Raw genomic sequence first — 23,257 nt, 5'->3', positions numbered from 1 at the left:
TGAAATTCCCATTTAAACTTTTCGATAAACATTTTTCTTGAAACTAACCTCCTTGCGTAACTTCCTTGCTAATATTTGAAGGAATTTAATTTAACTTTGTAGTAGTTATTACTATAGTTAATATGTGTGAACAGCTATAATTTATGCATACATTTCTTTTTGAAAGGATGAAAAAAATGAACTTCACTGCACAAGATGTTGAACAAATGATTGAAGAACAACGCTCTTTTTATTTTACTGGGGCAACAAAAAATATAGAATTTCGTAAAGAGCAACTCATATTATTAAAAGAAACAATAAAAAAATATGAGGAACAAGTAATAGAAGCTTTGGCATTAGATTTGAGAAAAAGTGAATTTGAAGCTTATTCCACTGAAATCGGAATTGTATATGATAGTATTTCTTATTTTTTAAAAAATATAGATGGCTGGATGGAACCGGAGCTGGTGAAAACACCAATACATTTTCAACCTGCCAAAAGTTACATTGTTCGTGAACCGTATGGAGTTACATTAATTATTGGGCCTTTTAATTATCCTTTCCAATTAATTATGGAGCCATTGATTGGGGCGATTATCGGAGGCAATACAGCGATTGTTAAGCCATCTGAAACGGCTGTTCATACAGCCATTATGGTAAAGAAAATTTTAGAAGAAGTTTTCCCACCTCATTATGTTCGTGTTGTAGAAGGTGAAAAGGATGAGGTTACTGCGCTGATTCATGCGCCATTTGACTATATTTTCTTTACAGGTAGTGTAGCTGTTGGAAAAGTAGTAGCAAAGGCTGCTGCAGAGCGTCTGACTCCGATAGCATTGGAACTTGGTGGTAAGAGCCCTGCCATAGTGGATCAAACCGCTAATTTAGATGTGGCAGCAAAGCGTATTGTCTGGGGGAAATTTAATAATACAGGGCAAACTTGTGTTGCACCGGATTATTTGCTAGTACATTCTTCAGTTGCTAAAAAATTCACACGTTTGCTTAAGAAGACGATACGTGAATTCTTTGGAGATGATCCACAGCAAAGTCCGGACTATGGTCGGATAATCAATGAGCGCCAATTTGACCGCCTGCAAAATATATTGGACAACGAGCGTGATACGGTAACATTCGGCGGTCGCACAGATCGAGAAGATTTATATATGGAGCCAACAGTTTTAGAAAATATAACGTGGGATCGTCCATCAATGGAAGATGAACTTTTTGGACCAATCTTGCCGATTTTGACTTATGAGCAATTACCAAAAGCGATCCACGAAATACGCCAATTGCCTAAGCCATTAAGTGCCTATCTGTTTTCTGAAAATGAAAAGGCAATTGCTTATTTCCTTCAGGAGCTGCCATTTGGCGGAGGCTGTATAAATGATGTAATCACACATGTAGGAAATACTCATTTACCGTTTGGAGGGGTTGGTCCTTCAGGCGTAAAATCGTATCATGGAAAGGCCAGCTTCGAGAACTTTACGCATCCTAAATCGATTATGCAGCGTTCTAATAAACTTGCAAATAGTTTGCTATATCCGCCGTACAAACAAAAAGTTAAGCTTGTTCGTACGATTATGAAATAACGAATATTCTTCGGTATAGCAGCACTCCCGGGCAACAAGCAGGGGATATGGAGTAGATAACTTGATAACAAATAAAGGAGTTCAAAATTTACTATTGTAAAATTTGAACTCCTTATAATTTTGAGGCTGGTTTTACCCATCCTTCTCATTTTTAATATTCACTGAACACCGGAAACGATAATAGAACTTCTGTACCGACGTTTTGCTGACTTTTTATTTTAATTGTCCCTTTATGATCTTGAACAATTTTATTAACAATCATCATTCCAAGTCCTGTACCTTTCGTTTTCGTTGTATAAAAAGGTTCAAAAATACGTTCTGTTAAATGGGAAGGTATACCGCAGCCTGTATCGATGATATTAATGTAAATATCCTTGCCATCTTCGCCTACACACACTTCTAATGTAATGGTTCCATTCTCAGGTATTGCCTCAATAGCGTTTTTAAATAAATTTATGAATACTTGTTTAATTTGATTTTTATTACCTAATATAATCGTATGCGGATATTCATTCGAAATATTGAGAGAAATAGCCTTTTGCTGAAGCTCATACTGGAAAAATGTAGCTACTTCATTTAATGCCTCCCCCAAATTAACAGGTATAAACTGATTAGGCTGTGGTCTAGATAATACAAGGAATTCTGATAAAATTAACTCAATTCGTTCCGTTTCACTCTGAATCAGCTTAGTATATTCATAGTAAGGTGAGTCAGGATTTTCGTTCATCATTTGAACATAGCCGGATATAACGGTCATCGGATTACGAATTTCATGTGCAACTCCGGCAGCAAGCTCACCGACGAGCTTTAGTTTTTCAGATTGCAAAATTAAATTTTCGTTCTCCTTAATATATGAAATATCCCGTGAAATTACAGAAGAACCGATAATTTCGCCGTGCGGGCTCAAAATGGGAGACAATGAGATTTGTGCATCGAAAATAGTGCCATCCTTTCTCATATCGGTTGTTTCATGTAAATGAAACTTCTTTCCATGCATCAAATATTCTTTCCTTTTCTTTGACTCTTTTTCATTTTCCGGAGGGATGAGCGGTAAAACACGCCCTAATGCTTCCTCCTTAGACCAGCCATACAATTTTTCGAATGCTGGATTGACTGCAATCACACGGTCCTCCAAATCAAATACTGCAATTGCATCATTAGCCTGTTCAAAAAATAAATGTAAATATGCATGCTTGGAGTTTAAATAATATTCACGGTCAATCGCATTTTTTTCTAACTTTAACCAAATATGTTTTATTAAAAAACTTTGACCAATACTCATGATACAAGCAGCAATTAAAAAGCTTAAAAGTAATAGATGATCTTCTGATTTAAAACTATCATAGGGTATCATTGATAATTTATTTAAAATTAAAATTTCAATGAATACAAGGCTAATATTGATAATTGAAATAATATATGAACGGTAAATTGTTAATATCGCTAGAACCCAGAAAAAAGTATAAAACGAAAATATACTTACATTTTGATAGTTAAAAAGGAATACGATCATATGCCACGTACAAATCAAAATAATTTGAAACACTTTTGGAGGCGTTTTTAAATAATACAAAGCAATAAGTATAATGCAACTTCCAATACTAATAACTAAAAATGAATAAGGATGCTTGAACAGTTGTGTAACAATGACAGTAGTAAAAATAAGCGTTGAGAAAACATAAGTAATAACCATAAGCAGATTTCGCTTATTCAGAATTTCATTTTGCTGCATAAAACACCTCTGATAAGTAATAATAACTATAATCATACAGTAATTTATGATGTCGATAAATGGCGAATTTTGATATGATAGATATATTAATTAAAAATGTACTATATGAACATTTTGGAACACTTCATTAAATGGTTATTTTGTGGTTCTAATAGTTCAAGGTATTTAATGTAAAGCGAAAACCATGGAAATTTCAATCCATGAGCAGTATGATGATTAATACATAGAAATTACTATAACTTAACTGAAAAATTTAGATTCGCAAGTATAATGCAAGTGTGGGGGAAAGAAAAATGTATGTAGAAGAGCTATTAAGTACACTCATGCAAAAGAAAATAGTAGGACAATTGCCGAAGCTGATTTCGGATATTGCGATTGATTCTCGCAGTGTACAGCCGAACAGTGTGTTTATTTGCATTAAAGGCTTTACAGTAGATGGTCATGACTATGCACAGAAGGCTGTTGATGCTGGGGCAACAATTATCGTAACAGAGCGTCTATTGGAGTTGGAGGGCGACATTGCACAAGTACTTGTTAAGAATACGACACGTACGTTAGGCATTTTAGCAGCGAAGTTTTTTGACTACCCATCGAAAGATATCATGATGATTGGGGTGACAGGGACTAATGGCAAAACAAGTGTATCCGGCATTATCCACAATATTTTAATTGGGCTTGGAGAAAAGTCAGCATTGTCCGGTACGATAGGATTTAATTTAAATGGTGTGTTATATGAATCCGCCAATACAACAAGTGACTCATTAAATACCCAGCAGATGATCTTCCGTGCTAAAAGTGAAGGCTGTCGTGCGATGGTAATGGAAGTTTCGTCACATGGTTTGGCACTCGGTCGATTAGCGGGTGTTGATTATGATGTCGCGGTATTTACAAATTTGACGCATGATCATTTGGATTTCCACGGGACAATGGAAAACTACGGCAACACAAAAGGCCTGTTGTTCTCTCAGCTTGGACAAGATCTGGAAAAGAACAAGCATGTCGTATTAAACGCGGATGATCCCTGGTCAGAGCGTTATGCACAAATTACGCCATTTCCGATATGGACTTATGGTTTAAAAAACAATGCTATATTCCGGGCAGTAAACTGCAATTATGAAGATGGCATGACTCATTTTGATATGGAAACACCTGAAGGTACATTTCCAGTGACAATGCATTTATTGGGTGAATTCAATATTTACAATGTACTTGCAGCAACAGCGGTGTTTTATGCACGAGGCTTCCCAATTGAAGTTATTATTGAACAGATTGAAATGCTTCCTCCAGTAAAAGGACGCATGGAAAAAGTGGAAACGGATTTACCAATTCAAATCTTTATTGATTATGCACATACTCCAGATGCAATTGAAAAGGCGATCAATGCTGCCCTTCCATATAAAAAACCGGAAAATAAATTGATTTTCCTCGTTGGTACTGGTGGTGGACGTGACAAAACGAAGCGTCCAACGATGGCAGAAAAGGCGTCAGTTGCAGATTATGTTGTGCTTACAACCGATGATCCACGCTATGAGGAGTACGATAGTATTACAGGCGATTTAGCAAAAGGGATGCTGCATAATAACTATGCATGTATCGGTGACCGCGCAGAAGCTGTTAGACATGCGGTGAGCGTAGCAAATCCCGGCGATATTATTATTTTTGCCGGCAAAGGTCATGAAGATTACCAAATCATTGAAAATACGAAATACCCGCATAGTGATGCCAAAATTGCGATTGAAGCTGGGAAGTTAAAATTTGTATAGATGAACCTATATCTTTTTCAAATCCGCCGTGTTAACGTAATTGCGTTAACGGTGGTTTTTTTTTGGAGGTGAAAAGAAAAAATGATTCAATCCTACTTACTGAGTATGATTGGGTATTGTATATTGAGTTTTCCTCTTTATATAATTAGCCGAAAACTATACTTAAGAAATAAAAAGAAAGATATGTCTCGGGAAATTGTTATGCTCGTATTCTTCCTATATAGTGTAAGCATCTTTTCGCAAACGATTATACCGAATTTTTATTTTTTAAATGGACAAATTGTATTTGATACATCGACTGCCTATGTCCGTAGTAACTTCACCCCATTACAAACGATCCTTTTATATTATGATCAATTAAATGGACCATTAGCGAATATCGCATTTTATAATTTGGCAGGCAATATTGTCCTGTTTATTCCATTTGGATTTTTTATACCGCTTTTATGGAAAAAACTAAGAGGGTGGCGCAAAATGCATATCGTCGCATTCAGCATACCGATATTTATAGAAGGTACACAATATTTTATCGGTCGCAGCATTGATGTAGATGATGTATTATTAAATGCAATTGCAATTGTCATAGGCTTTGTCCTATTTAAAATAATGAAAAGAATACGTAAAATACTAACTCAAAAGTAAAAAAGGTTGTAACGAATGACTGTTGTCTTTTAAAATAAGAAAGTATGGAAAAAGGAGACGAAAACAATGACTTTAGAACAAGATATATTATCGCGTCGAACATTCGCCATTATCAGTCACCCTGATGCTGGTAAAACGACGATTACCGAAAAACTATTATTATTCGGTGGTGCAATTCGTGACGCGGGTACAGTAAAAGGGAAGAAATCAGGAAAGTTCGCAACATCCGACTGGATGGAAATCGAAAAGCAACGTGGGATTTCAGTTACATCCTCTGTTATGCAATTCGATTATTCAGGCTGTCGTGTAAACATTCTTGATACACCTGGTCACCAGGATTTCTCGGAAGATACGTACCGTACTTTAATGGCAGTAGACTCTGCTGTCATGGTAGTCGATGCTGCAAAAGGTATTGAGGCACAAACATTAAAGCTATTTAAAGTATGTAAAATGCGCGGGATACCGATTTTTACATTTATAAATAAATTAGACCGTCAAGGGAAAGAACCATTAGAGCTTATAGAAGAGCTGGAAGAGGTTCTAGGTATATCAGCATATCCGATGAATTGGCCAATCGGTATGGGGAAAGAATTCCTTGGAATTTACGATCGATACAATAACCGAATTGAGCAGTTTAGAACTGATGAGGCGAATCGCTATTTACCATTAAATGAAGAGGGCGGCTTAGCGGTTGATCATCCAATGAAGGTAACATCTTATTATACGCAGGCAATGGATGATATCGAATTGTTAAATGAAGCGGGTAATCAATACTCGGAAGATAAAATACGCCGTGGGGAATTAACACCTGTATTTTTTGGGTCAGCATTGACTAATTTCGGGGTACAAACATTCCTTGATACGTATTTAAAATTTGCACCAACTCCACAGCCACGTATTACAGAAGATGAGCAATTCATCGATCCTGTAGAGTACAAAGATTTTTCAGGGTTTATTTTCAAGATTCAAGCAAACATGAATCCTGCTCACCGTGACCGTATTGCGTTCGTGCGAATCGTTTCCGGTAAGTTCGAGCGTGGGATGAATATGACGTTGGCGCGAACAGGAAAATCCTTTAAAGTAACGCAGTCTACACAATTTTTAGCGGATGATCGTGAAATTGTAAACGAAGCAGTTGCAGGGGATATTATCGGACTTTATGATACAGGGACGTATCAGATTGGCGATACAGTGGTCGGCAGTAAAAAAGGATTTAACTTTGAGAAGTTACCTCAATTTACACCGGAGATTTTTATGCGCGTTTCGGCGAAAAACGTTATGAAAGGTAAGCAGTTCCAAAAAGGTGTACTTCAGTTAGTACAAGAGGGTGCGATCCAATACTTCAAAACTTTACACACTGAAGATGTCATCCTCGGTGCAGTAGGTCAATTACAGTTTGAAGTTTTCCAACACCGTATGATTAATGAATACAATGTTGAAGTAACGATGGAGCCAATCGGCAGCAAGATCGCACGTTGGATTGAAAATGAGGAAGATGTAAAGGAATCAATGCATTCTCAGCGCTCAATGCTAGTGCGTGACCGTTTTGATAATAAAGTATTTTTATTTGAAAATGAATTTGCAATGCGCTGGTTCACTGAAAAGAACGAACAAATTAAACTTTATAGCCTGCTGTAATAGGCACATTTATTATATCCCGGCAATTTCTCAGTAAAGAAATTTGCCGGGTTTTTTATATTCATTTATCATGACGGGTGTCTGATGCTGCCAAGCTCTTTGGCTTAATAGTAAAAGAACGATCAAATAGAAAGCTACCTTTATCATAAGTGCGTTCTAAAAAATGGATATCTTCGTTTTTATTAAATATTATTGCTGTAGAACAACGTGTTCCATAATTCGGTAATTTCACAAATTGTGCTGAGAGTGCGCGTTCTAAATGAATGCCTACCCCAGTATTTGGCAATACTTCGTCATGTGCAATATTATCATCTGATAATAATAAAATAAGATCTTGTACTTCAAATTGTTTGTTTTGAGTACTGTTTATTAATGAATTTTTCGCTTTTTCGACTTTTGGCCAAGTCGTATTTAATGTAGCATTACTAAGACCGTAAGTACCTGGTTCGATCTTATTGTGCTCGTCAAATACGTTATTGTAATGATGCATTTGCTGCCCATCAAACAATAAAACGTTGTAGCCGCCATACAGATTCCTTTTTTCCCGTAATGAATCAATGAAGGATTCAATTGGTTCAGTAGAAAGTAAGAACTGTGAGACGATCTCTCCACGTGATAGGAGCGTTGTTTCTGGCTGGCTTGGCTCGCGATAGTTCGTAATGGCCGCAAATCGCCCATTTTTCGAAAGTCCCATCCAGCTACCTTGTTGAAGTAAATCCCGACCACCTAATATAGCAGGATTATCCTCCCAAAAATGGGCCGCTGCTGTCGGCCGGTCATAAAATTCGTCACGATTTGCAATAATAACAAGCGGATAATTTGGATGAACTTTATAGGAAAATGCAATTAAACACATAGTTAAACCCCCAAAGTTATATTGTTTGAAAATTTGTAACATTTTATTTTAGGAAAGTATTTTATTGTTGAATGGTAAAGGGAAAAGGAACCTTTACACGAATTTTAAATAATACGATGACAAAATGAAAGGATTTAACATCCATGAATATAAGCAGATTTTCTATTAAACGTCCCGTGTTTACGATTGTTGCGATGATCTTTGTATTAATATTGGGAGTTGTTTCTCTATTTAAAATCCCGATTACATTAATACCCGATTTGAATCCGCCCATTGGTGTTGTTGTTACGAGCTATCCAGGCGCGAGTCCCATAGAAGTCAATGAGAAAGTGACAAAGCCATTGGAAGCTTCTCTTTCTACTCTGCCTGGTATAAAAAAGGTACAGTCGACATCCCTTGAAAGCTCGAACCTAATTATTTTAGAGTTTAATTGGTCAACAAATATGGATAAAGTGCAGACTGATATATTGCAGCGCATAGATCTAGTTCCTCTTCCTGATGATGCCGGGAGACCTAGCTTTTTGAAATTCGATCCAGCGCAGTTTCCGGTTATTCAGCTTGCATTGGCAGCAAATGATGAAGATGTAGACATCAGGCAGATAGCGGAGTCACTTGAACAGGAATTACAAAGGACAGAAGGCGTAGCAAGTGTAACCGTTTCAGGAAAAATTGTAGAAGAAATCCAAATAGAACTGGATCCTCAAAAACTTGAACAAAAAAATTTAACGCAAACGGACGTCATGCAAGTCATACAGGCAAGTAATATTTCGATGCCCGGTGCAGAATTAAGTACACAGGAAAATCAGCTATTGACGACACGTGTAGTTAGTTTATTTACTCATCCGGATGAAATAGCGAATATAGTATTATCTGTAAATCCATTAACAGGGGAAGCCCTTAAAATTCAGGATATTGCGACCGTAGAACGAAAAGAGCAGGAAACAAATACGATAACACGTGCAAACGATCAGTCGGCAGTTCTGATTTCGGTTCTGCAGGAATCTGGTGCAAATACAGCGAGTGTTTCTGAAACATTCCAAAAGGAACTTGATCGTTTATTAAACGAACCACAGTATAAAGGAATTGAAGCGACCATTTTATTTGACCAAGGAGATTATGTGCGATTAGCTATTAGTAATATTAGCTCCTCTCTAGTCTTTGGCGGCTTATTTGCAATGCTTGTACTTCTATTCTTTTTATCTGGTATAAAAAGTCCGCTTATTATTGGGATTGCAATTCCATTCTCGGTAATCGTAACATTTGTTCTCATGTACTTTGCAAACTTTTCGTTGAATATTATGACGCTTGGGGCGCTTGCTTTAGGAATTGGGATGCTTGTCGATAACGCCATAGTTGTTATTGAAAATATTGAACGGCATTTAGAACTCGGTGAAAGTCCAATAGATGCAGCAATCAACGGTACAAAAGAAGTAGCTTTAGCGATTACTGCTTCAACCGTTACTACCATTGCAGTTTTTGTACCTGTTATTTTTATAAGTGGACTAATCGGTAAAATTTTTATTGAGTTTGCTTTGACCATTTCATTTAGCTTGATTGCTTCACTCGCGGTTGCTTTAACAGTCGTTCCAATGCTGGCAAGCCGCTTTTTACAGGCGAAACAGGCAAATTCAGTTGAAAAGAGACAAAGCAAGTGGCTCTATCGAAATTATACGAAAGCAATAAAATGGGGATTAACGAGACGTGCACTCATTTTATCAATCACATTAGCATTACTTGCTTTATCCGGCTTTGGGGTTTACAAAACAGGTACAGAATTTTTGCCTCCGACAGATGAGGGGTTTGTCTCGTTATCCGTTAAGCTTCCAAATAGTGCATCGGTTGCAAAGACAGAAGGTATTGTTAGTGAAATAGAGGAAATGGCAAGGGGACATGAAGAAGTCGATGTTGTAGTAAGTTTAATCGGAGGCAATCAGCAATCTTTATCCCGGGAGACGAGTAAGCAAAATGAAGGGGAAATTTCGATTAAGCTCGTTGAACTATCTGAACGTAATCGCTCCATTTTCGACTTTGTTGAGCAATTTGAAAAACAGGTTCAGGAACAAATTGGGGAACGGGCAGAAGTTAGCTTTTCGCTCTCTTCTTCATCAGGCTCCACACCTAATACATTATCATTCCGAGTAACCGACAGTAATGAGCTGCGTTTAAAGGAGACAGTTACTAAAATTCAGCAAAGGCTTACGGAAATAGAGTCGATAGTCGAGGTTACGACAGATTTGGATGAAGTGAAAGAGGAAATTCAAATAGAAGTAGACCGGGATAAAGCAAATCAATATGGATTGCTGCCTTCTCAAATTGCTCAAACAGTTAATATGATGACTCGTGGTGCCTTTACAACACAGATTATTGCAGATGACAGTGAAGTGTTGGGAGTGTATACAGGCTTTGGTAAAGCTTTTCGAGAAGATATAGAAGCACTTAAAAAGATGAAGCTTCGTACGAATGCAGGTGTATTTGTAGAACTGCAGGAACTGGCAACCATTGAAATCAAAGAATCGCAGACGGCCATTCGAAGATCCGATCAAGCCGCGGCTATTGCAATTTTTGTGAAATATAAAACATCAGAATCATTGAGTGGTATTTCCAAAAAAGTAGATGAAGCAATTCAACAAGTAGGAGTTCCAACGACAACAAAAATTGCATTTGGCGGTGACCGGGAATTATTCGATAGCGCTAAGCAAGATATGATCTTGGCGATTATTCTTGCAGTAATACTTATTTATCTTGTTATGGGCGCTCAATTTGAATCATTTAAGCTTCCTTTTGTCATGATTTTTAGTGTCCCTTTAATGATAATAGGTGTTGCAGCTTCGTTATATTTAACAAATACGTTACTAGGTGTAACGGCGATTATTGGGATACTGATATTGGTCGGGATTGTTGTAAATAACGGAATAGTGCTTATTGATTATATTAATCAAAAACGTCAGCAAGGATTAAACGTTACGGATGCCATTATTGTGGGGGTTCAAGACCGTCTACGCCCAATTTTAATGACAGCTTTAACGACAATTTTAGGCTTAGTCCCGTTAGCACTGGGAATAGGGGAAGGCACGGAAATGAATCAACCAATGGCCATCGTCGTTATTGGGGGATTAATAAGCTCAACAATTTTAACATTATTTATCGTACCGATCATTTATAGCCTAATTGAAAAAGAAACAAAATAATGTTGTAAACCATATAATTGCTTCTTTAACTTATAACTGCGTAGCATCTGACAGTGGAATATCATACAATAAGTTGGTAGCAAGAAAGCGTCGAAATAAATGTCCTTGTTAAAGAAAACGGTATTGAATTTTATCTGTCGTTTCCTAAAATGAGTATTAAATTAACAGAAGGAATAAGGCATTTACCAATATTTTTTGTAAAGTTTTGATGATTTTTGGAAGAAAGATTTGATTTTTCAATACAATATCGTTAGAATAACTATATAATTGAATTGAATATCCATTGACATTTGTCAAAGGGGAGTAGCTATAAGAAATTAAAATAGTAGCTTGTTGTAATGGCCACTACTTTTAATTGAACTTACTTCACATTCGTCATTACATGGTTAGGAGCCATCGGGTGTGATAGCATAAATTGTGCTTAGCAAGACCTTTGCCTATTTTTATAGGCAGAGGTCTTTTCTTTTTGGCAAAAATAGATGTATTTATTTCAACTATCAATAATAAATGCCTGAATATTTGGCAACAAGTACATTATTAGGAGGGAAACTTTCATGGAAGCAATTTTATTAGAATATGCATGGGTATTACTTGTTTTAATTTTCCTTGAGGGGCTTTTGGCTGCGGATAATGCAGTCGTAATGGCGGTAATGGTAAAACATTTACCGAAAGAGCAACAGAAAAAAGCATTATTTTACGGATTATTTGGAGCATTCTTGTTCCGCTTTATCGCACTGTTTTTAATAACGTTTTTAGCAAAATATTGGGAAATTCAAGCACTTGGTGCCGCTTATTTATTATTCATTTCCATAAAGCATTTATATGATAATCACTTCAAAAGGCAAGATGAAAGTATAGAAATTAAAGAAGGAAAAGGTTCAGGCTTCTGGATGACAGTATTAAAAGTCGAACTTGCTGATATTGCTTTTGCCATTGACTCAATGCTTGCGGCAGTAGCCATTGCAATTACATTGCCGCATATCGGTGACTATCATATTGGTGGAATTAACGCAGGTCCATTCGCTGTTATGTTCCTAGGTGGATTTGTGGGACTTGTTATTATGCGATTCGCAGCTCAAATGTTTGTGAAGCTATTAAATAATTACCCAACGTTGGAAACGACAGCATTCCTAATTGTAGGGTGGGTAGGGGTAAAATTGGCAGTATTAGCATTAGGTCATGAGAGCTTAGCCATTATCGACCCGCATTTCCCACATTCAACTACGTGGAAAGTTATCTTCTGGGCGGTACTGCTTGGCCTTGTAATTGGCGGCTACTTAGTAAGTGTGTATAAAAATAAAAAAGAACAGGCAAGTTAACGATTCTTTTTGGAGATACTTCTGTAAATGAAGTATCTTCTTTTCATTTTCAATGGAATTCATTATACTAGAAAAAATGTAACAATATATGGGAGGCCATTTGTATGCCTTTTAAAAAACTAGAAAGGCGAAGTATTACGCCTTTCCAAATACTAATCACATATTATTCTATTGCTATACTTATTTCATATTTACTGTTACGTATTCCAGGGGTTCATCTAGAGGGTGTAAGCGTGTCACATTTAGACAGCCTTTTTACAGCTGTTAGCGCGGTCAGTGTAACAGGTTTAACTACGGTTACTGTTGCTGAAACGTACAGCGGCTTTGGGCTGACAATGATTTTGCTCATCTTACAATTTGGAGCCATTGGTATAATGTCAATTGGTACTTTTCTATGGCTACTGTTTGGGAAAAAAATTGGCATGCGCGAACGCCAGCTAATAATGATTGACCATAACCAATATAATCTGTCCGGAGTTGTAGCGTTGATTCGGCAAATTACAAAATTGTTTTTAATGATTGAGTTTACTGGTGCAATAATTTTGACGGTTCATTTTAAGCGTTATTTTGCAACTTGGGAAGAAGCGGCAATAAACGGAATATTCGCGGCAATATCTGCAACGACGAATGCCGGGTTTGATATTACCGGTATGAGTTTACAGCCGTTTCATCATGACTATTTTGTTCAGTTTGTTTGTATGGTTTTAATATTCCTAGGGGCAATTGGTTTCCCTGTTTTAATTGAAGTGAAGACGTATTTATTGAAAAAAGATCCTGCATTCCGTTTTAGTTTATTTACAAAGCTGACAACGGTAACATATGTAGCGTTATTTGCATTAGGTTCTATCGTTATTTTTATAATAGAAATCTTTCAGTCATTTAAAGGAATGCGGTGGCATGAAGCCGTATTTTCTGCAATGTTCCATTCGATTTCTACAAGATCTGCAGGTTTAACAACATATGATGTCACCACATTTAATGAAGCGACTCAGCTCTTTATGAGTGTGCTCATGTTTATCGGGGCATCACCGAGTTCTGTTGGTGGGGGGATTCGTACGACAACATTTGCGATAGTTATTTTATTTTTAATTGCATTTGCCCGTGGACAGTCCGAAATTCAAGTATTTAATCGTGAAATTCACCTTATTGATGTTTCCCGCTCTTTTGCCGTATTAATTTTTGCCATAATAATGGTATTGGGGGCGGCGATGGTATTATTTATTACAGAAACACGTGCGACAATGATGGAAGTCATTTTTGAAATAACCTCGGCTTTCGGAACGTGTGGGATGTCTCTTGGCATAACAGAAGATCTGACCGCCTTTGGAAAAATGGTAATTATGGCACTCATGTTTGTAGGCCGGGTTGGTTTAATTTCATTCCTCTATACAATTGGTGGTTCATCCAGTAAGAAGAAATACCATTACCCTAAAGAGCGAATTATTATTGGCTAAGATCAATCTAATTATAATTTTAAGCAAAACATCCATTTTCCTCTATTGGAAAATGGATGTTTTATATTACAGTAATAAATTTACCGCTCCTTCATTGTAAGAACCATTAATCGATAAATAACGAATATACCAATGTACGCACCGGAAATTAAAAAAAGTTTATTTAAAAATAGACCATGAATTTTTGTCATAAATACAGCATTGTCAATAATGATTTGATAAATGGAAGTGGACGCAATGCTTCCGAAAATGATGACCAAAATAACTGCCAATATATTAAATAAAATTGCTGACTTACTAATTTTATTTCTTATATAAACCATAATAAGCGGAACAATAATACTTGAAACCACCAAAATTATTTTCAAAAAATTCACTCCTTTCTTTTATTTGAATTATGCCCTCTTTTTTAGGGTATAAAACGAATAGGCTGTCTGAAGCTATGTTCAACCACTTTGGTGGAATAGATGATAGCTCAATTGTTAATTTGTTGAACGGAGGTGATAAGCATGGAAAAAAAGAAAGGGAATGACCGGCAAAATATGCGAGAAGAGGTAGGACCGGAATTAAACCCGGATGATTTGGATCTCCGTGAAGATAATGATTTAACAGAAGAACAATATAAAAATACACATCATGAAAAGCAAACGGATGATTCTAAATCGAATAAGCAATAAGTTTTCGCTTTATAAAAAACGCTGCACACTCCATAGTAAGAGTTTGCAGCGTTTTTGGATTAATTGAATGTGCTGAAGTAAGGCTGTTGTCCATTGCGGAAGTAAGTGAATAAATAGCCCGTCTTCTTTTGCGGTACACCGACTTCGTAATTTCCTAAATCGATGTGGAACGGAATAATTAATGAGTGTTTAAATAATTCGCGTTCAGTAATTTGCATTGCTTCAAATTCCTCGCCTACAAGAGAAGGATTTTCTTTAATACGTGCATAGACATCTTTCATCTCATCCTCTGAAAGGCGGTCGTCCCACCATAGTTTACGCGGCTGGAACTGCTGGCCTTGAAGGAAATCGTATTTCATCAGGCTTGTAATTACTTCTAAATCGGCGTGATTGACCGTTTGCAGAAACTCAAGTAAGCGGCGGAATAGATCCTCTAGCTGATGTCCAATTCGTGACCAGCCTTTTGTTTCCCAGTATGTGCCGAAGCTTTGGAAGAAATCGAATGGTGTTTCAAATACTTTTGTTACTAAATATTCAATCGTATTGTCCATACGATGTGCATTCCAATATTTCTCCAGTACGTCTTCCGCATGTTTAATACGGACAATATCATCAAAAGTTAATACATTATTTGAGAAAATTTCATATGGCGAAATATCAACATATGTGTAGCCATATTTTTCTGCTTCCAATCGTAAGCCTGTTCCACGTAGCAGTTTTAGGAAACCGAGCTGTAATTCTTCAGGACGCATTGCAAATACATCATTGAATGTTTTACGGAATGACGCATAGTCTTCTTCAGGCAGACCGGCAATTAAATCCAAATGCTGATCGATTTTGCCGCCTTCCTTTACCATTGTTACAGTACGAGTAAGCTTCTCGAAGTTTTGACGACGTTTTACCAAGTCATTCGTCAAATCATTAGTTGACTGGACACCGATTTCAAAACGGAACAGCCCTTTAGGTGCATTGTCATTTAAAAATTGGATGACTTCAGGACGCATAATGTCCGCTGTAATTTCGAATTGGAATACGACACCTGGCTGATGTTCATCAATTAAAAACTGAAACATTTCCATCGCGTAGCTACGACTAATATTAAAGGTACGGTCTACGAATTTAATCGTTTTTGCCCCGTTATTCATTAAGTAGCGAATATCTTCTTTAATCTTCTCACGGTTGAAATAACGAACTCCAACTTCAATAGAAGATAAGCAAAATTGACAGCTAAATGGACAGCCACGGCTCGTTTCAATATATTGAATCCGTTTACCTAGGTGAGGTAAATCTTCTTCAAATCGGAAAGGGGAAGCAATTTCCCGTAAATCGATTTTAGGTGGCTGTGCATGGATTTTTAATTTGCCTTCTTCTAAATAGCAAATGCCCGGTACTTTGTCGAGAGGAATCTCACCATTGAAGTGGCGAAGCATTTCTTTAAATGAAACTTCACCTTCACCCATAATAATGAAGTCAATTTCTTCATGTTTGCGAACCCATTCATGGACATCGTAAGAAACTTCCGGACCACCTAATACAATTTTGACATTGGGCAAAACCGTTTTTAGCATACGAATTACTGCAATCGTCTCATTAATATTCCAAATATAACAGCTGAATCCGACAACATCCGGTTTCTTTTGGAAAAGGTCGGATACGATGTTGAAAGCTGGGTCTTTAATTGTATATTCAGCAAGCTCACAATCGAACTCAGGCAGTGCTGCTGCTTTTAAATAGCGAATCGCTAAATTTGTATGAATATATTTTGCGTTAAGTGTACTTAATATGATTTTCATTATTTTATTCTCCTCTTCATACACTCTATTGTAGCAGTGTAAACAGCTTCAAACAATATGGGAGAATATACCCATTTTATTACAATTACAAATATGGAATAATATAATAATAATAAGTATATATCAGAAAATTCTATAACTTCTAAAAAATGGAGGAAATAATGTATTGGAAGGAAAATCGCCTATGATGGTAGAAGCGCTTTTTAATGAATCGAGTGAGCAAATTATTATCTTTAATCGCCTTGGAAACTTGGAATTTATCAATAAAAAGGCGGAAGAAACTTTAAAGTCTGTGCATCTTCTGTCAAACTTTTGGAGTAACACTGATAAAAATAATAGCGAATGGGAACGATTTATACGCACCGTAATAGAAAATTCAACTTCTAGTACAACTTTATTTTTAGTAAATAAATATCATCAAAAAATGCCAATCAAGATTTGGGGATACTATCTTCAGCAGAAGCAGCTGATTTTTACACGAATTCAAATAAATCCTTCAAATGTTATTTCATTCGAAGAAAAAAACGATATGATCGTTTTCCAGAATTTGATTAATGGAATGGCTCAGGGTGTAATATTAACGATGTTAGATGGAAAGATATTATCGGTGAACGAAATGGCTTTACATTTATTGGATAGAAAGCCTGCGCAAATAGAAAACCGCAGTTATGATTATCTATTTGAAGATTGCCACTATGAATCGTCGGTTATTGTCCAATACTATAAAAAGATTTCAAATCGTGAAATGGCCAGCCTTTTTGTAAAAAAGGAAACCGCTGACGGGAAAACGGTTTATTTGAATTTCATAAGTAAAGTAGATGAAAATTTGGGGCTTTTAGTAACAACAATCATTGATCAGACAGAAGAAATGATGCTGCTTAAAAAGATTGAGCATCAGCAGTCGTTATCTTTCATTGGTCAAAATATTGCATCAATTGCGCATGAAATCCGCAATCCAATGACTTCTATCCAAGGATTTATTCAAATGATTAAAAGCAGTTTAAATGAGGAGCAAAATCCTTATTTTCAAATTGTAGAATCAGAACTAAAGCGAATGGATGACTTACTTGTAGACTTATTAAGTATTGCAAAACCTAAGAAGCAAGTGTTTAAGAGCCTGGATATGAAAGTACTTGTCGATGAAGCTATTCAACTGATGCAACCGACAGCACTGACGACCGATGCGATGATTGTATTTGAGTTTGATGAAGAAATCGAATATACAATGATGGGGGATTATAGCCGTTTAAAACAAATGGTTATAAATATACTTAAAAATGCTATTGAATCAGTGGAATACAATAATTACATTGTTGTTAAATTACTCTATTCTAAAGACTCCTCTATTAAGCTCTCTATTAAAGATAGCGGGAAAGGCATGAACTCGTTGGACTTGGAAAATGCGTTGAACCCATTCTATACTACGAAAGAGTATGGTTCGGGATTAGGGCTTTTGCTCGTTCAGTCTGTTATAAAAGAGCATAATGCGATCCTTCATATTGAGAGTGAGGTTGGTGTAGGTACTAACTTTATTGTTGAATTTAATCCACAAAGTAATAGGGAATTTATGAATCCGATACATGCCTACAAAATAGGTGAGAGTAGAATTTCAGCGAATATAAAGTGATTTTGACAAAACTTTCAATCCATCGCTATAATAAGCATATTACTCAAAATAGAGGATGGTATTTATGGCTTCAGAGGAAGTAAAACAATCGTTGAAATTATTTATTGTATTATCAAGAGCACATAAAGCGATAAATGAAGCGACGAATCAATTTATACAAAAAAATGGATTAAACCCAACAGAATTCGCAGTTCTCGAACTTTTATACCATAAAGGACGTCAGCCATTGCAGCAAATAGGGACAAAAATCTTATTGGCAAGTGGTTCGATTACGTATGTGGTTGATAAATTGGAGAAACGCGAGTTTTTGGCTCGGATTTCGTGTCCAAACGATCGACGTGTAACATATGCGGAAATTACCGATTTAGGTTCTGAATTCATGGACAAGTTATTTCCTGAGCATGAGCAAAATTTACATGGGTTACTGGATGCTTTATCAGGAGAAGAAAAACAAACAGCAATAGAATTGCTAAAAAAACTCGGTTTGTCTATAAAAGATCTATCCTATTAGTTATAGAATATATTAATTATTGGTGATGTAGCAGAAAGGGGGCTGTACCAAAAGTCGAATCGACTTTTGATACAGCCCCCTTTAACATTTGTTAAGTGTACTTCCCTTATCTTTTAGTGAATAGTTAAACCCATTTGGATAAAGGCATCCATTAAGTCTGCTTGTGGTGTATCGTAAATAGTTAAAGCGGCAATTAAATTAGAACGCTCAAGTACTACTTTTACCACTTTTTCTCCGTCCACTACGCCTTCATATCCCGTAATATTCAGAATTTCCGGACGTTCTGTTAAAATAGTCGAAAAATCTAGTTCCTTTAAATTATCCGGTGCAATTGCAGAAATTGTTTCTTTTGCTGTTGCTTTTATTTGCTCAAAAGTAGCTTCTTCTTTATTGATAACTTCAATTTGCATTGAAAGTTTGTCATCCTTATTAAAAATTAGATGATCAACACCAGGTTCCTCGGCTACTAAAGTATAATCTTCAAAATGTTGAATTGAATAATTCATTTCTTCACTTTTCGCTTCAACTACTTCCTCAGTAAAAGGCTGATTATTAGAAGAATAAGTTAATGTAGTAATCTCTTCTTTTTTTACATCTTGCTCATTTTTCGGTTCTTCAGCTGGTTCTGCAGACTCCGTATTTTCCTCTTGTTGTTCTTCTTGCTGTTCATCACTTTGAACTTGCTCATTTTCTAACTGTTCTTCATTTGCTGCTTTCGTAATAGGTTCCTCTGTGTCGGTATTACATGCTGCTAATACAGTAGAAAGTATAAGTGCTGTACTGATTGCTGTTAATGATTTTTTCATAATGCTCCCCCTTTTAATGTATAGACGGAATTTGGAAAGATAAGTTTCTGCTTTTATTGTATCAGAATAAAGGTAAAACTAAAAATAATAGTAAAACAAACACGATATGTGAAACGATAATTAGCGGTAAGCTTTTCTTCCATTCGTATAGTGTACCCCATAAAATACCTGCAACAATTGCTGCTAACGCACCTGGCATAAAACCGCTAAGCGCTAGTGAAAGTGAAAATAAAATAGAAGTAACAATAACGGCCCAAAAAGGTGATGTGAACTGTTTTAATTGTTGTTGTACATAGCCACGCCAAAACATTTCTTCTCCAACTGCAACTATAAAAATTAACAGCAGGTAATGGAAAATATTTTGTGGACCGTATACATCCAGGAATTTCGTAATTTCATTTACAGCATTTTTATCGATATAAGGCATTAGCATATAGCCGAGTTTTACGAGACCATATGTAATCGTTCCATAACCTATACCAAAAATCAAATACTGCCAGGTCGGAATACGATCTTCAAATTTTCCCGCTACTAAACTTATCGCAATTCCTACTAACAATGTAAACGCGTATAAATACCAAAAAACGGATCTCTCATAAAATGTAAAGTACATCATACTAAAAATAAAAACTAATGCCACAAGGAGAGTAATGGTTTGTTTCTTGTTTTTCAATGAATTCAGCCTCCTTTAACGTATGTTAACAAAAAATACCCCTTTTATCATCATCTCAATGTTAAAAAGGGTATTTTGCATTAAATTATTCGTTATTAGCTAATATTTTATACCGTTTGTGATTAACAACTGTTTTTTCTTCCATTTCTAAATCATGAAAATTATCCGTAATTGTAATATCTACAATGACTGAATTCTCATTCACCTTTTCAACGACACCTTTTATGCCGTCTTTAAACTCGATTATATTTCCAACTTCAGCAATTTTCATACACAGTCAGCCCCTTCATCGACTAATAAATAACAGTTTGTTTGAAATTATACTATAAAGTTCTGTTAGTTTGAATAATTTTGTCATTTTAATATTATTTATTTATTTTTTCTTTTAGATTAGGAGGTTAATATATGGGATAATAATAAGAAAATTAGAAGAAGGAAGGGTGTTTAAATGGCTGACTATCAAGCAATACTAGATCAATTACGAAATGGAGAAGTCAAGTCTATATTAATTAAGAAGAGTGATTTTTTACATTTCCGTGAACATCTAGTAAAAGATCCACAATTTAAACATTTCCGCGGGGTAGCAAAGCAAGGCGGAGACGTTGAATACACATTTTTAGAAAATCCAAGATCATAATTATTGTCGAATTATGCCTAATGATTTTTTTGTAAGATCCTTACAAAGCGAGTATAATAATGGTAAATCACTATGATGAGGAGGGTGTAGGATTGGGTAGAGCAATGCGGGATAGGGCGCTACTAATCGAAATTGAATTGAAACGGAAACAAATGATTCAATCAGGCTTGGAAAATGGATTACAAAGTGATATTACCCTTCAGTTAAGCAAGCAAGTTGATCGCTTAATGAATGCTTTTGATCAATCGCAAAATGCAAAAATAATAATACACTCGGCGAATGAAAATAATTTATAAATTTATGTTTAAATTTTTAACATGGGGGAATAATAACTTTGAACACAGCAACATTCTCATTTCCCCCTTTAGAGTAGAAGCGAACAAACGCTACTGCTCTCTTTTTTTGTTTTTCTGCAAAATACTCAATGGTATTCTAAATTTTTAGAAATTACTGACATTGAAGTTTAGTCTAGTTTTGTTAAAATAAAAGAAAATACTAAAGGGGAATAGATATGAAATCACAGAAAATTGGCTTCATTGGCACAGGGGTAATGGGAGCAAGCATTGTCAAGCATTTACTCAATGCAGGTCACGAAGTTACGATATATACAAGAACAAAAAGTAAAGCGGAAGAGTTAATTACATTAGGCGCATCGTGGGCCTCTTCACCCGCAGAGGCTAGTAAAGATCAACATATTATATTTACGATGGTTGGATATCCAAAAGATGTTGAAGAAGTGTATTTTGGTACCGGCGGAATTTTCTCTGTTGTAAAAGAAGATACGATTCTTGTTGATATGACTACTTCTGAACCAACGTTTGCGAAAAAAATTTATAATGAGGCAAAAAGTAAAGGACTACATAGTTTAGATGCGCCTGTTTCGGGTGGCGATATTGGCGCAAAAAATGGAACCCTATCCCTTATGGTTGGAGGAGACTTTAATATATTTGAAAAGATGAAGCCGATTTTCGAAGTATTTGGTCAAAATATAATTTATCAGGGTGAAGCCGGAAATGGGCAACATACGAAAATGTGCAATCAAATAGCAATTGCCTCAGGAATGATTGGCGTATGTGAATCGATGGCTTACGGACTTAAGGCGGGTCTTTCGATGGATGATGTTCTTCGCTCGATTACAGCCGGAGCTGCAGGCTCATGGTCCTTATCAAACCTCGCTCCTCGTATACTTAAGGGTGATTTGGAGCCAGGTTTTTATATTAAACACATAATTAAAGATATGAAGATTGCTCTTGATGAAGCAGAGCGCATGAATCTCCAACTCCCAGGTTTGGCCTTAGCCAAATCAATGTATGATCAATTGCTTGATGAAGGATATGGAGATAACGGTACTCAAGCATTAGTTGAATATTATAAGTAAGTAATTTGACATAATATTTATAGTAGATATAAATGCCGCATGATACAATAGAGTTATTGTTAACCTGGGAGTTTGGAAGGAGAGGCATGTATTGGAGAATCAAAAAGGGATTTTACTGGAAAGTGGAACGAATGAACTTGAAATTGTTGAATTTGAAGTAGCAAATAATAAATTTGGTATTAATGTAATTAAAGTGAAGGAAATTATTCAACCAATTCCAGTCACATTTATTCCACATGCACATCCACATGTAGAGGGAATTATACAATTACGCGGAGAAGTGTTGCCGGTAGTTGATATGCTGAAAGTGTTGGGAATACCAACAGAAAACCGAAATCCACAGCAAAAGTATATTGTGGCAGAATTTAATAAACAACGTGTAGTATTTCATGTAGATAATGTTACGCAAATTCACCGTATTTCGTGGGATCAAATCGAAAAGCCTTCTGATATGTATCAGGGCGGGACATCACAAGTAATAGGTGTTATTAAGCATAACGATGAAATGATATTACTTTTAGACTTTGAAAAAATAATGGTGGATATTAATCCTGAATCGAGTATCAGCGTAGAAGCAGTGAAAAAGCTTGGTAAGCGTGAACGAACTGAAAAGAAAGTCATAATTGCTGAGGATTCACCGTTGCTGCGTAAGCTATTGTTCGATACGATGAATGAAGCAGGTTATGTTAATACTGAGTTTTTTGAAAATGGTCGTGATGCATACGATTATTTGGAAGCACTAGTCAAAGCGGATAAAGAAATTGAAAAGCATGTCCAAATGGTTGTTACAGATATTGAAATGCCCCAAATGGATGGTCATCATTTAACGAAGAAAATTAAAACCCATCCGGATTTACAAAAGCTCCCTGTAATTATTTTCTCTAGCCTAATTACCGACGATTTACGTCATAAAGGAGAAAAAGTAGGAGCAGAAGACCAAATTTCCAAGCCGGAAATTACAGAGTTAATTTTACGTATGGATAAGCTGATTTTGTAAA

21 protein-coding genes are annotated in these 23,257 nt (G+C 36.0%); 14 read left to right on the top strand and 7 right to left on the bottom strand.

Annotation, left to right across the window (positions count from 1 at the left end):
- The first annotated feature begins 176 nt into the window (after positions 1–176).
- Positions 177–1,565: an aldehyde dehydrogenase gene (locus tag H9635_RS02670; RefSeq protein ID WP_191698591.1), complete on the top strand. Its 1,389-nt coding sequence runs from the start codon at positions 177–179 to the stop codon at positions 1,563–1,565.
- 151 nt (positions 1,566–1,716) lie between these two features.
- On the opposite strand, the gene H9635_RS02665 is transcribed toward H9635_RS02670, so the two are convergent.
- Complete coding sequence (locus H9635_RS02665) at positions 1,717–3,297, bottom strand: two-component system sensor histidine kinase NtrB (RefSeq protein ID WP_191698590.1); 1,581 nt, start codon at positions 3,295–3,297, stop codon at positions 1,717–1,719.
- A gap of 293 nt (positions 3,298–3,590) precedes the next feature.
- Between H9635_RS02665 and H9635_RS02660 the strand changes: the two genes are divergently transcribed.
- From H9635_RS02660 to H9635_RS02650, 3 genes are all read left to right on the top strand, one after another.
- Positions 3,591–5,060, top strand: a complete 1,470-nt coding sequence (locus H9635_RS02660) for a UDP-N-acetylmuramoyl-L-alanyl-D-glutamate--2,6-diaminopimelate ligase (RefSeq protein ID WP_191698589.1) — start codon at positions 3,591–3,593, stop codon at positions 5,058–5,060.
- 183 nt (positions 5,061–5,243) lie between these two features.
- The gene (locus H9635_RS02655; RefSeq protein ID WP_225231071.1) at positions 5,244–5,702 is read left to right on the top strand and encodes a VanZ family protein; all 459 of its coding nucleotides are present in this window, start codon (positions 5,244–5,246) and stop codon (positions 5,700–5,702) included.
- Between the two features lie 66 nt (positions 5,703–5,768).
- Positions 5,769–7,340, top strand: coding sequence for a peptide chain release factor 3 (locus H9635_RS02650; protein ID WP_191698587.1), 1,572 nt, complete (start codon positions 5,769–5,771; stop codon positions 7,338–7,340).
- A 61-nt stretch (positions 7,341–7,401) separates the two neighbouring features.
- Here H9635_RS02650 and H9635_RS02645 read toward each other — a convergent pair whose 3' ends face one another.
- Complete coding sequence (locus H9635_RS02645) at positions 7,402–8,196, bottom strand: NRDE family protein (protein ID WP_191698586.1); 795 nt, start codon at positions 8,194–8,196, stop codon at positions 7,402–7,404.
- 143 nt (positions 8,197–8,339) lie between these two features.
- On the opposite strand from H9635_RS02645, the gene H9635_RS02640 reads away from it, so the two are divergent.
- The 3 genes from H9635_RS02640 to H9635_RS02630 all read left to right on the top strand — a co-directional run bounded on the left by H9635_RS02640 (position 8,340) and on the right by H9635_RS02630 (position 14,157).
- Positions 8,340–11,384: an efflux RND transporter permease subunit gene (locus tag H9635_RS02640; protein ID WP_191698585.1), complete on the top strand. Its 3,045-nt coding sequence runs from the start codon at positions 8,340–8,342 to the stop codon at positions 11,382–11,384.
- Between the two features lie 554 nt (positions 11,385–11,938).
- On the top strand, positions 11,939–12,703 hold the full coding sequence (locus H9635_RS02635; protein ID WP_191698584.1) for a TerC family protein: 765 nt from the start codon (positions 11,939–11,941) through the stop codon (positions 12,701–12,703).
- A 104-nt stretch (positions 12,704–12,807) separates the two neighbouring features.
- Positions 12,808–14,157, top strand: coding sequence for a TrkH family potassium uptake protein (locus H9635_RS02630; protein WP_225231070.1), 1,350 nt, complete (start codon positions 12,808–12,810; stop codon positions 14,155–14,157).
- 80 nt (positions 14,158–14,237) lie between these two features.
- Here the strand turns inward: H9635_RS02630 and H9635_RS02625 are convergent, their stop codons facing one another.
- A complete protein-coding gene (locus tag H9635_RS02625) occupies positions 14,238–14,510 on the bottom strand; it encodes a transposase (protein ID WP_318245172.1) in 273 nt (90 codons plus the stop codon).
- Between the two features lie 156 nt (positions 14,511–14,666).
- On the opposite strand from H9635_RS02625, the gene H9635_RS02620 reads away from it, so the two are divergent.
- A complete protein-coding gene (locus H9635_RS02620; protein WP_191698582.1) occupies positions 14,667–14,834 on the top strand; it encodes a hypothetical protein in 168 nt (55 codons plus the stop codon).
- A 59-nt stretch (positions 14,835–14,893) separates the two neighbouring features.
- Here the strand turns inward: H9635_RS02620 and H9635_RS02615 are convergent, their stop codons facing one another.
- Complete coding sequence (locus H9635_RS02615; RefSeq protein ID WP_191698581.1) at positions 14,894–16,627, bottom strand: B12-binding domain-containing radical SAM protein; 1,734 nt, start codon at positions 16,625–16,627, stop codon at positions 14,894–14,896.
- Positions 16,628–16,793: 166 nt separating this feature from the next.
- Here H9635_RS02615 and H9635_RS02610 point away from each other — a divergent pair, with 166 nt between their 5' ends.
- Positions 16,794–18,254 (top strand): ATP-binding protein, encoded by a 1,461-nt coding sequence (locus tag H9635_RS02610; RefSeq protein ID WP_191698580.1) that lies wholly within the window; start codon positions 16,794–16,796, stop codon positions 18,252–18,254.
- A gap of 64 nt (positions 18,255–18,318) precedes the next feature.
- On the top strand, positions 18,319–18,765 hold the full coding sequence (locus H9635_RS02605) for a MarR family winged helix-turn-helix transcriptional regulator (RefSeq protein WP_191698579.1): 447 nt from the start codon (positions 18,319–18,321) through the stop codon (positions 18,763–18,765).
- A gap of 113 nt (positions 18,766–18,878) precedes the next feature.
- Here the strand turns inward: H9635_RS02605 and H9635_RS02600 are convergent, their stop codons facing one another.
- The 3 genes from H9635_RS02600 to H9635_RS02590 form a co-directional block, all read right to left on the bottom strand.
- Positions 18,879–19,571 (bottom strand): chemotaxis protein, encoded by a 693-nt coding sequence (locus tag H9635_RS02600; RefSeq protein ID WP_191698578.1) that lies wholly within the window; start codon positions 19,569–19,571, stop codon positions 18,879–18,881.
- A gap of 61 nt (positions 19,572–19,632) precedes the next feature.
- Positions 19,633–20,244, bottom strand: a complete 612-nt coding sequence (locus tag H9635_RS02595) for a CPBP family intramembrane glutamic endopeptidase (RefSeq protein WP_225231068.1) — start codon at positions 20,242–20,244, stop codon at positions 19,633–19,635.
- Positions 20,245–20,329: 85 nt separating this feature from the next.
- Entirely contained in the window at positions 20,330–20,515 is a 186-nt protein-coding gene (locus tag H9635_RS02590; RefSeq protein ID WP_191698577.1) for a YkvS family protein, read from the bottom strand.
- A gap of 177 nt (positions 20,516–20,692) precedes the next feature.
- Here H9635_RS02590 and H9635_RS02585 point away from each other — a divergent pair, with 177 nt between their 5' ends.
- From H9635_RS02585 to H9635_RS02570, 4 genes are all read left to right on the top strand, one after another.
- The gene (locus H9635_RS02585) at positions 20,693–20,881 is read left to right on the top strand and encodes a hypothetical protein (protein ID WP_191698576.1); all 189 of its coding nucleotides are present in this window, start codon (positions 20,693–20,695) and stop codon (positions 20,879–20,881) included.
- A gap of 92 nt (positions 20,882–20,973) precedes the next feature.
- Positions 20,974–21,177, top strand: coding sequence for an aspartyl-phosphate phosphatase Spo0E family protein (locus tag H9635_RS02580; protein WP_191698575.1), 204 nt, complete (start codon positions 20,974–20,976; stop codon positions 21,175–21,177).
- Positions 21,178–21,392: 215 nt separating this feature from the next.
- Positions 21,393–22,259, top strand: a complete 867-nt coding sequence (locus H9635_RS02575) for an NAD(P)-dependent oxidoreductase (protein WP_191698574.1) — start codon at positions 21,393–21,395, stop codon at positions 22,257–22,259.
- A gap of 91 nt (positions 22,260–22,350) precedes the next feature.
- Positions 22,351–23,256, top strand: coding sequence for a chemotaxis protein (locus tag H9635_RS02570; RefSeq protein WP_191698573.1), 906 nt, complete (start codon positions 22,351–22,353; stop codon positions 23,254–23,256).
- The last annotated feature ends 1 nt before the right edge of the window (position 23,257 follow it).

It is taken from the genome of Solibacillus faecavium, from assembly GCF_014836905.1.
GTDB classification, from domain to species: Bacteria; Bacillota; Bacilli; order Bacillales_A; family Planococcaceae; genus Solibacillus; species Solibacillus faecavium.
This window is presented reverse-complemented; position numbering and strand designations above follow the sequence as displayed.

Coding starts and splice junctions, on each gene's coding strand:
- H9635_RS02670 (WP_191698591.1), top strand. CDS start 177: ATGAACTTCACTGCACAAGATGTTGAACAAATGATTGAAGAACAACGC.
- H9635_RS02640 (WP_191698585.1), top strand. CDS start 8,340: ATGAATATAAGCAGATTTTCTATTAAACGTCCCGTGTTTACGATTGTT.
- H9635_RS02655 (WP_225231071.1), top strand. CDS start 5,244: ATGTCTCGGGAAATTGTTATGCTCGTATTCTTCCTATATAGTGTAAGC.
- H9635_RS02615 (WP_191698581.1), bottom strand. CDS start 16,627: ATGAAAATCATATTAAGTACACTTAACGCAAAATATATTCATACAAAT.
- H9635_RS02635 (WP_191698584.1), top strand. CDS start 11,939: ATGGAAGCAATTTTATTAGAATATGCATGGGTATTACTTGTTTTAATT.
- H9635_RS02585 (WP_191698576.1), top strand. CDS start 20,693: ATGGCTGACTATCAAGCAATACTAGATCAATTACGAAATGGAGAAGTC.
- H9635_RS02660 (WP_191698589.1), top strand. CDS start 3,591: ATGTATGTAGAAGAGCTATTAAGTACACTCATGCAAAAGAAAATAGTA.
- H9635_RS02630 (WP_225231070.1), top strand. CDS start 12,808: ATGCCTTTTAAAAAACTAGAAAGGCGAAGTATTACGCCTTTCCAAATA.
- H9635_RS02620 (WP_191698582.1), top strand. CDS start 14,667: ATGGAAAAAAAGAAAGGGAATGACCGGCAAAATATGCGAGAAGAGGTA.
- H9635_RS02590 (WP_191698577.1), bottom strand. CDS start 20,515: ATGAAAATTGCTGAAGTTGGAAATATAATCGAGTTTAAAGACGGCATA.
- H9635_RS02600 (WP_191698578.1), bottom strand. CDS start 19,571: ATGAAAAAATCATTAACAGCAATCAGTACAGCACTTATACTTTCTACT.
- H9635_RS02665 (WP_191698590.1), bottom strand. CDS start 3,297: ATGCAGCAAAATGAAATTCTGAATAAGCGAAATCTGCTTATGGTTATT.
- H9635_RS02605 (WP_191698579.1), top strand. CDS start 18,319: ATGGCTTCAGAGGAAGTAAAACAATCGTTGAAATTATTTATTGTATTA.
- H9635_RS02645 (WP_191698586.1), bottom strand. CDS start 8,196: ATGTGTTTAATTGCATTTTCCTATAAAGTTCATCCAAATTATCCGCTT.
- H9635_RS02575 (WP_191698574.1), top strand. CDS start 21,393: ATGAAATCACAGAAAATTGGCTTCATTGGCACAGGGGTAATGGGAGCA.
- H9635_RS02650 (WP_191698587.1), top strand. CDS start 5,769: ATGACTTTAGAACAAGATATATTATCGCGTCGAACATTCGCCATTATC.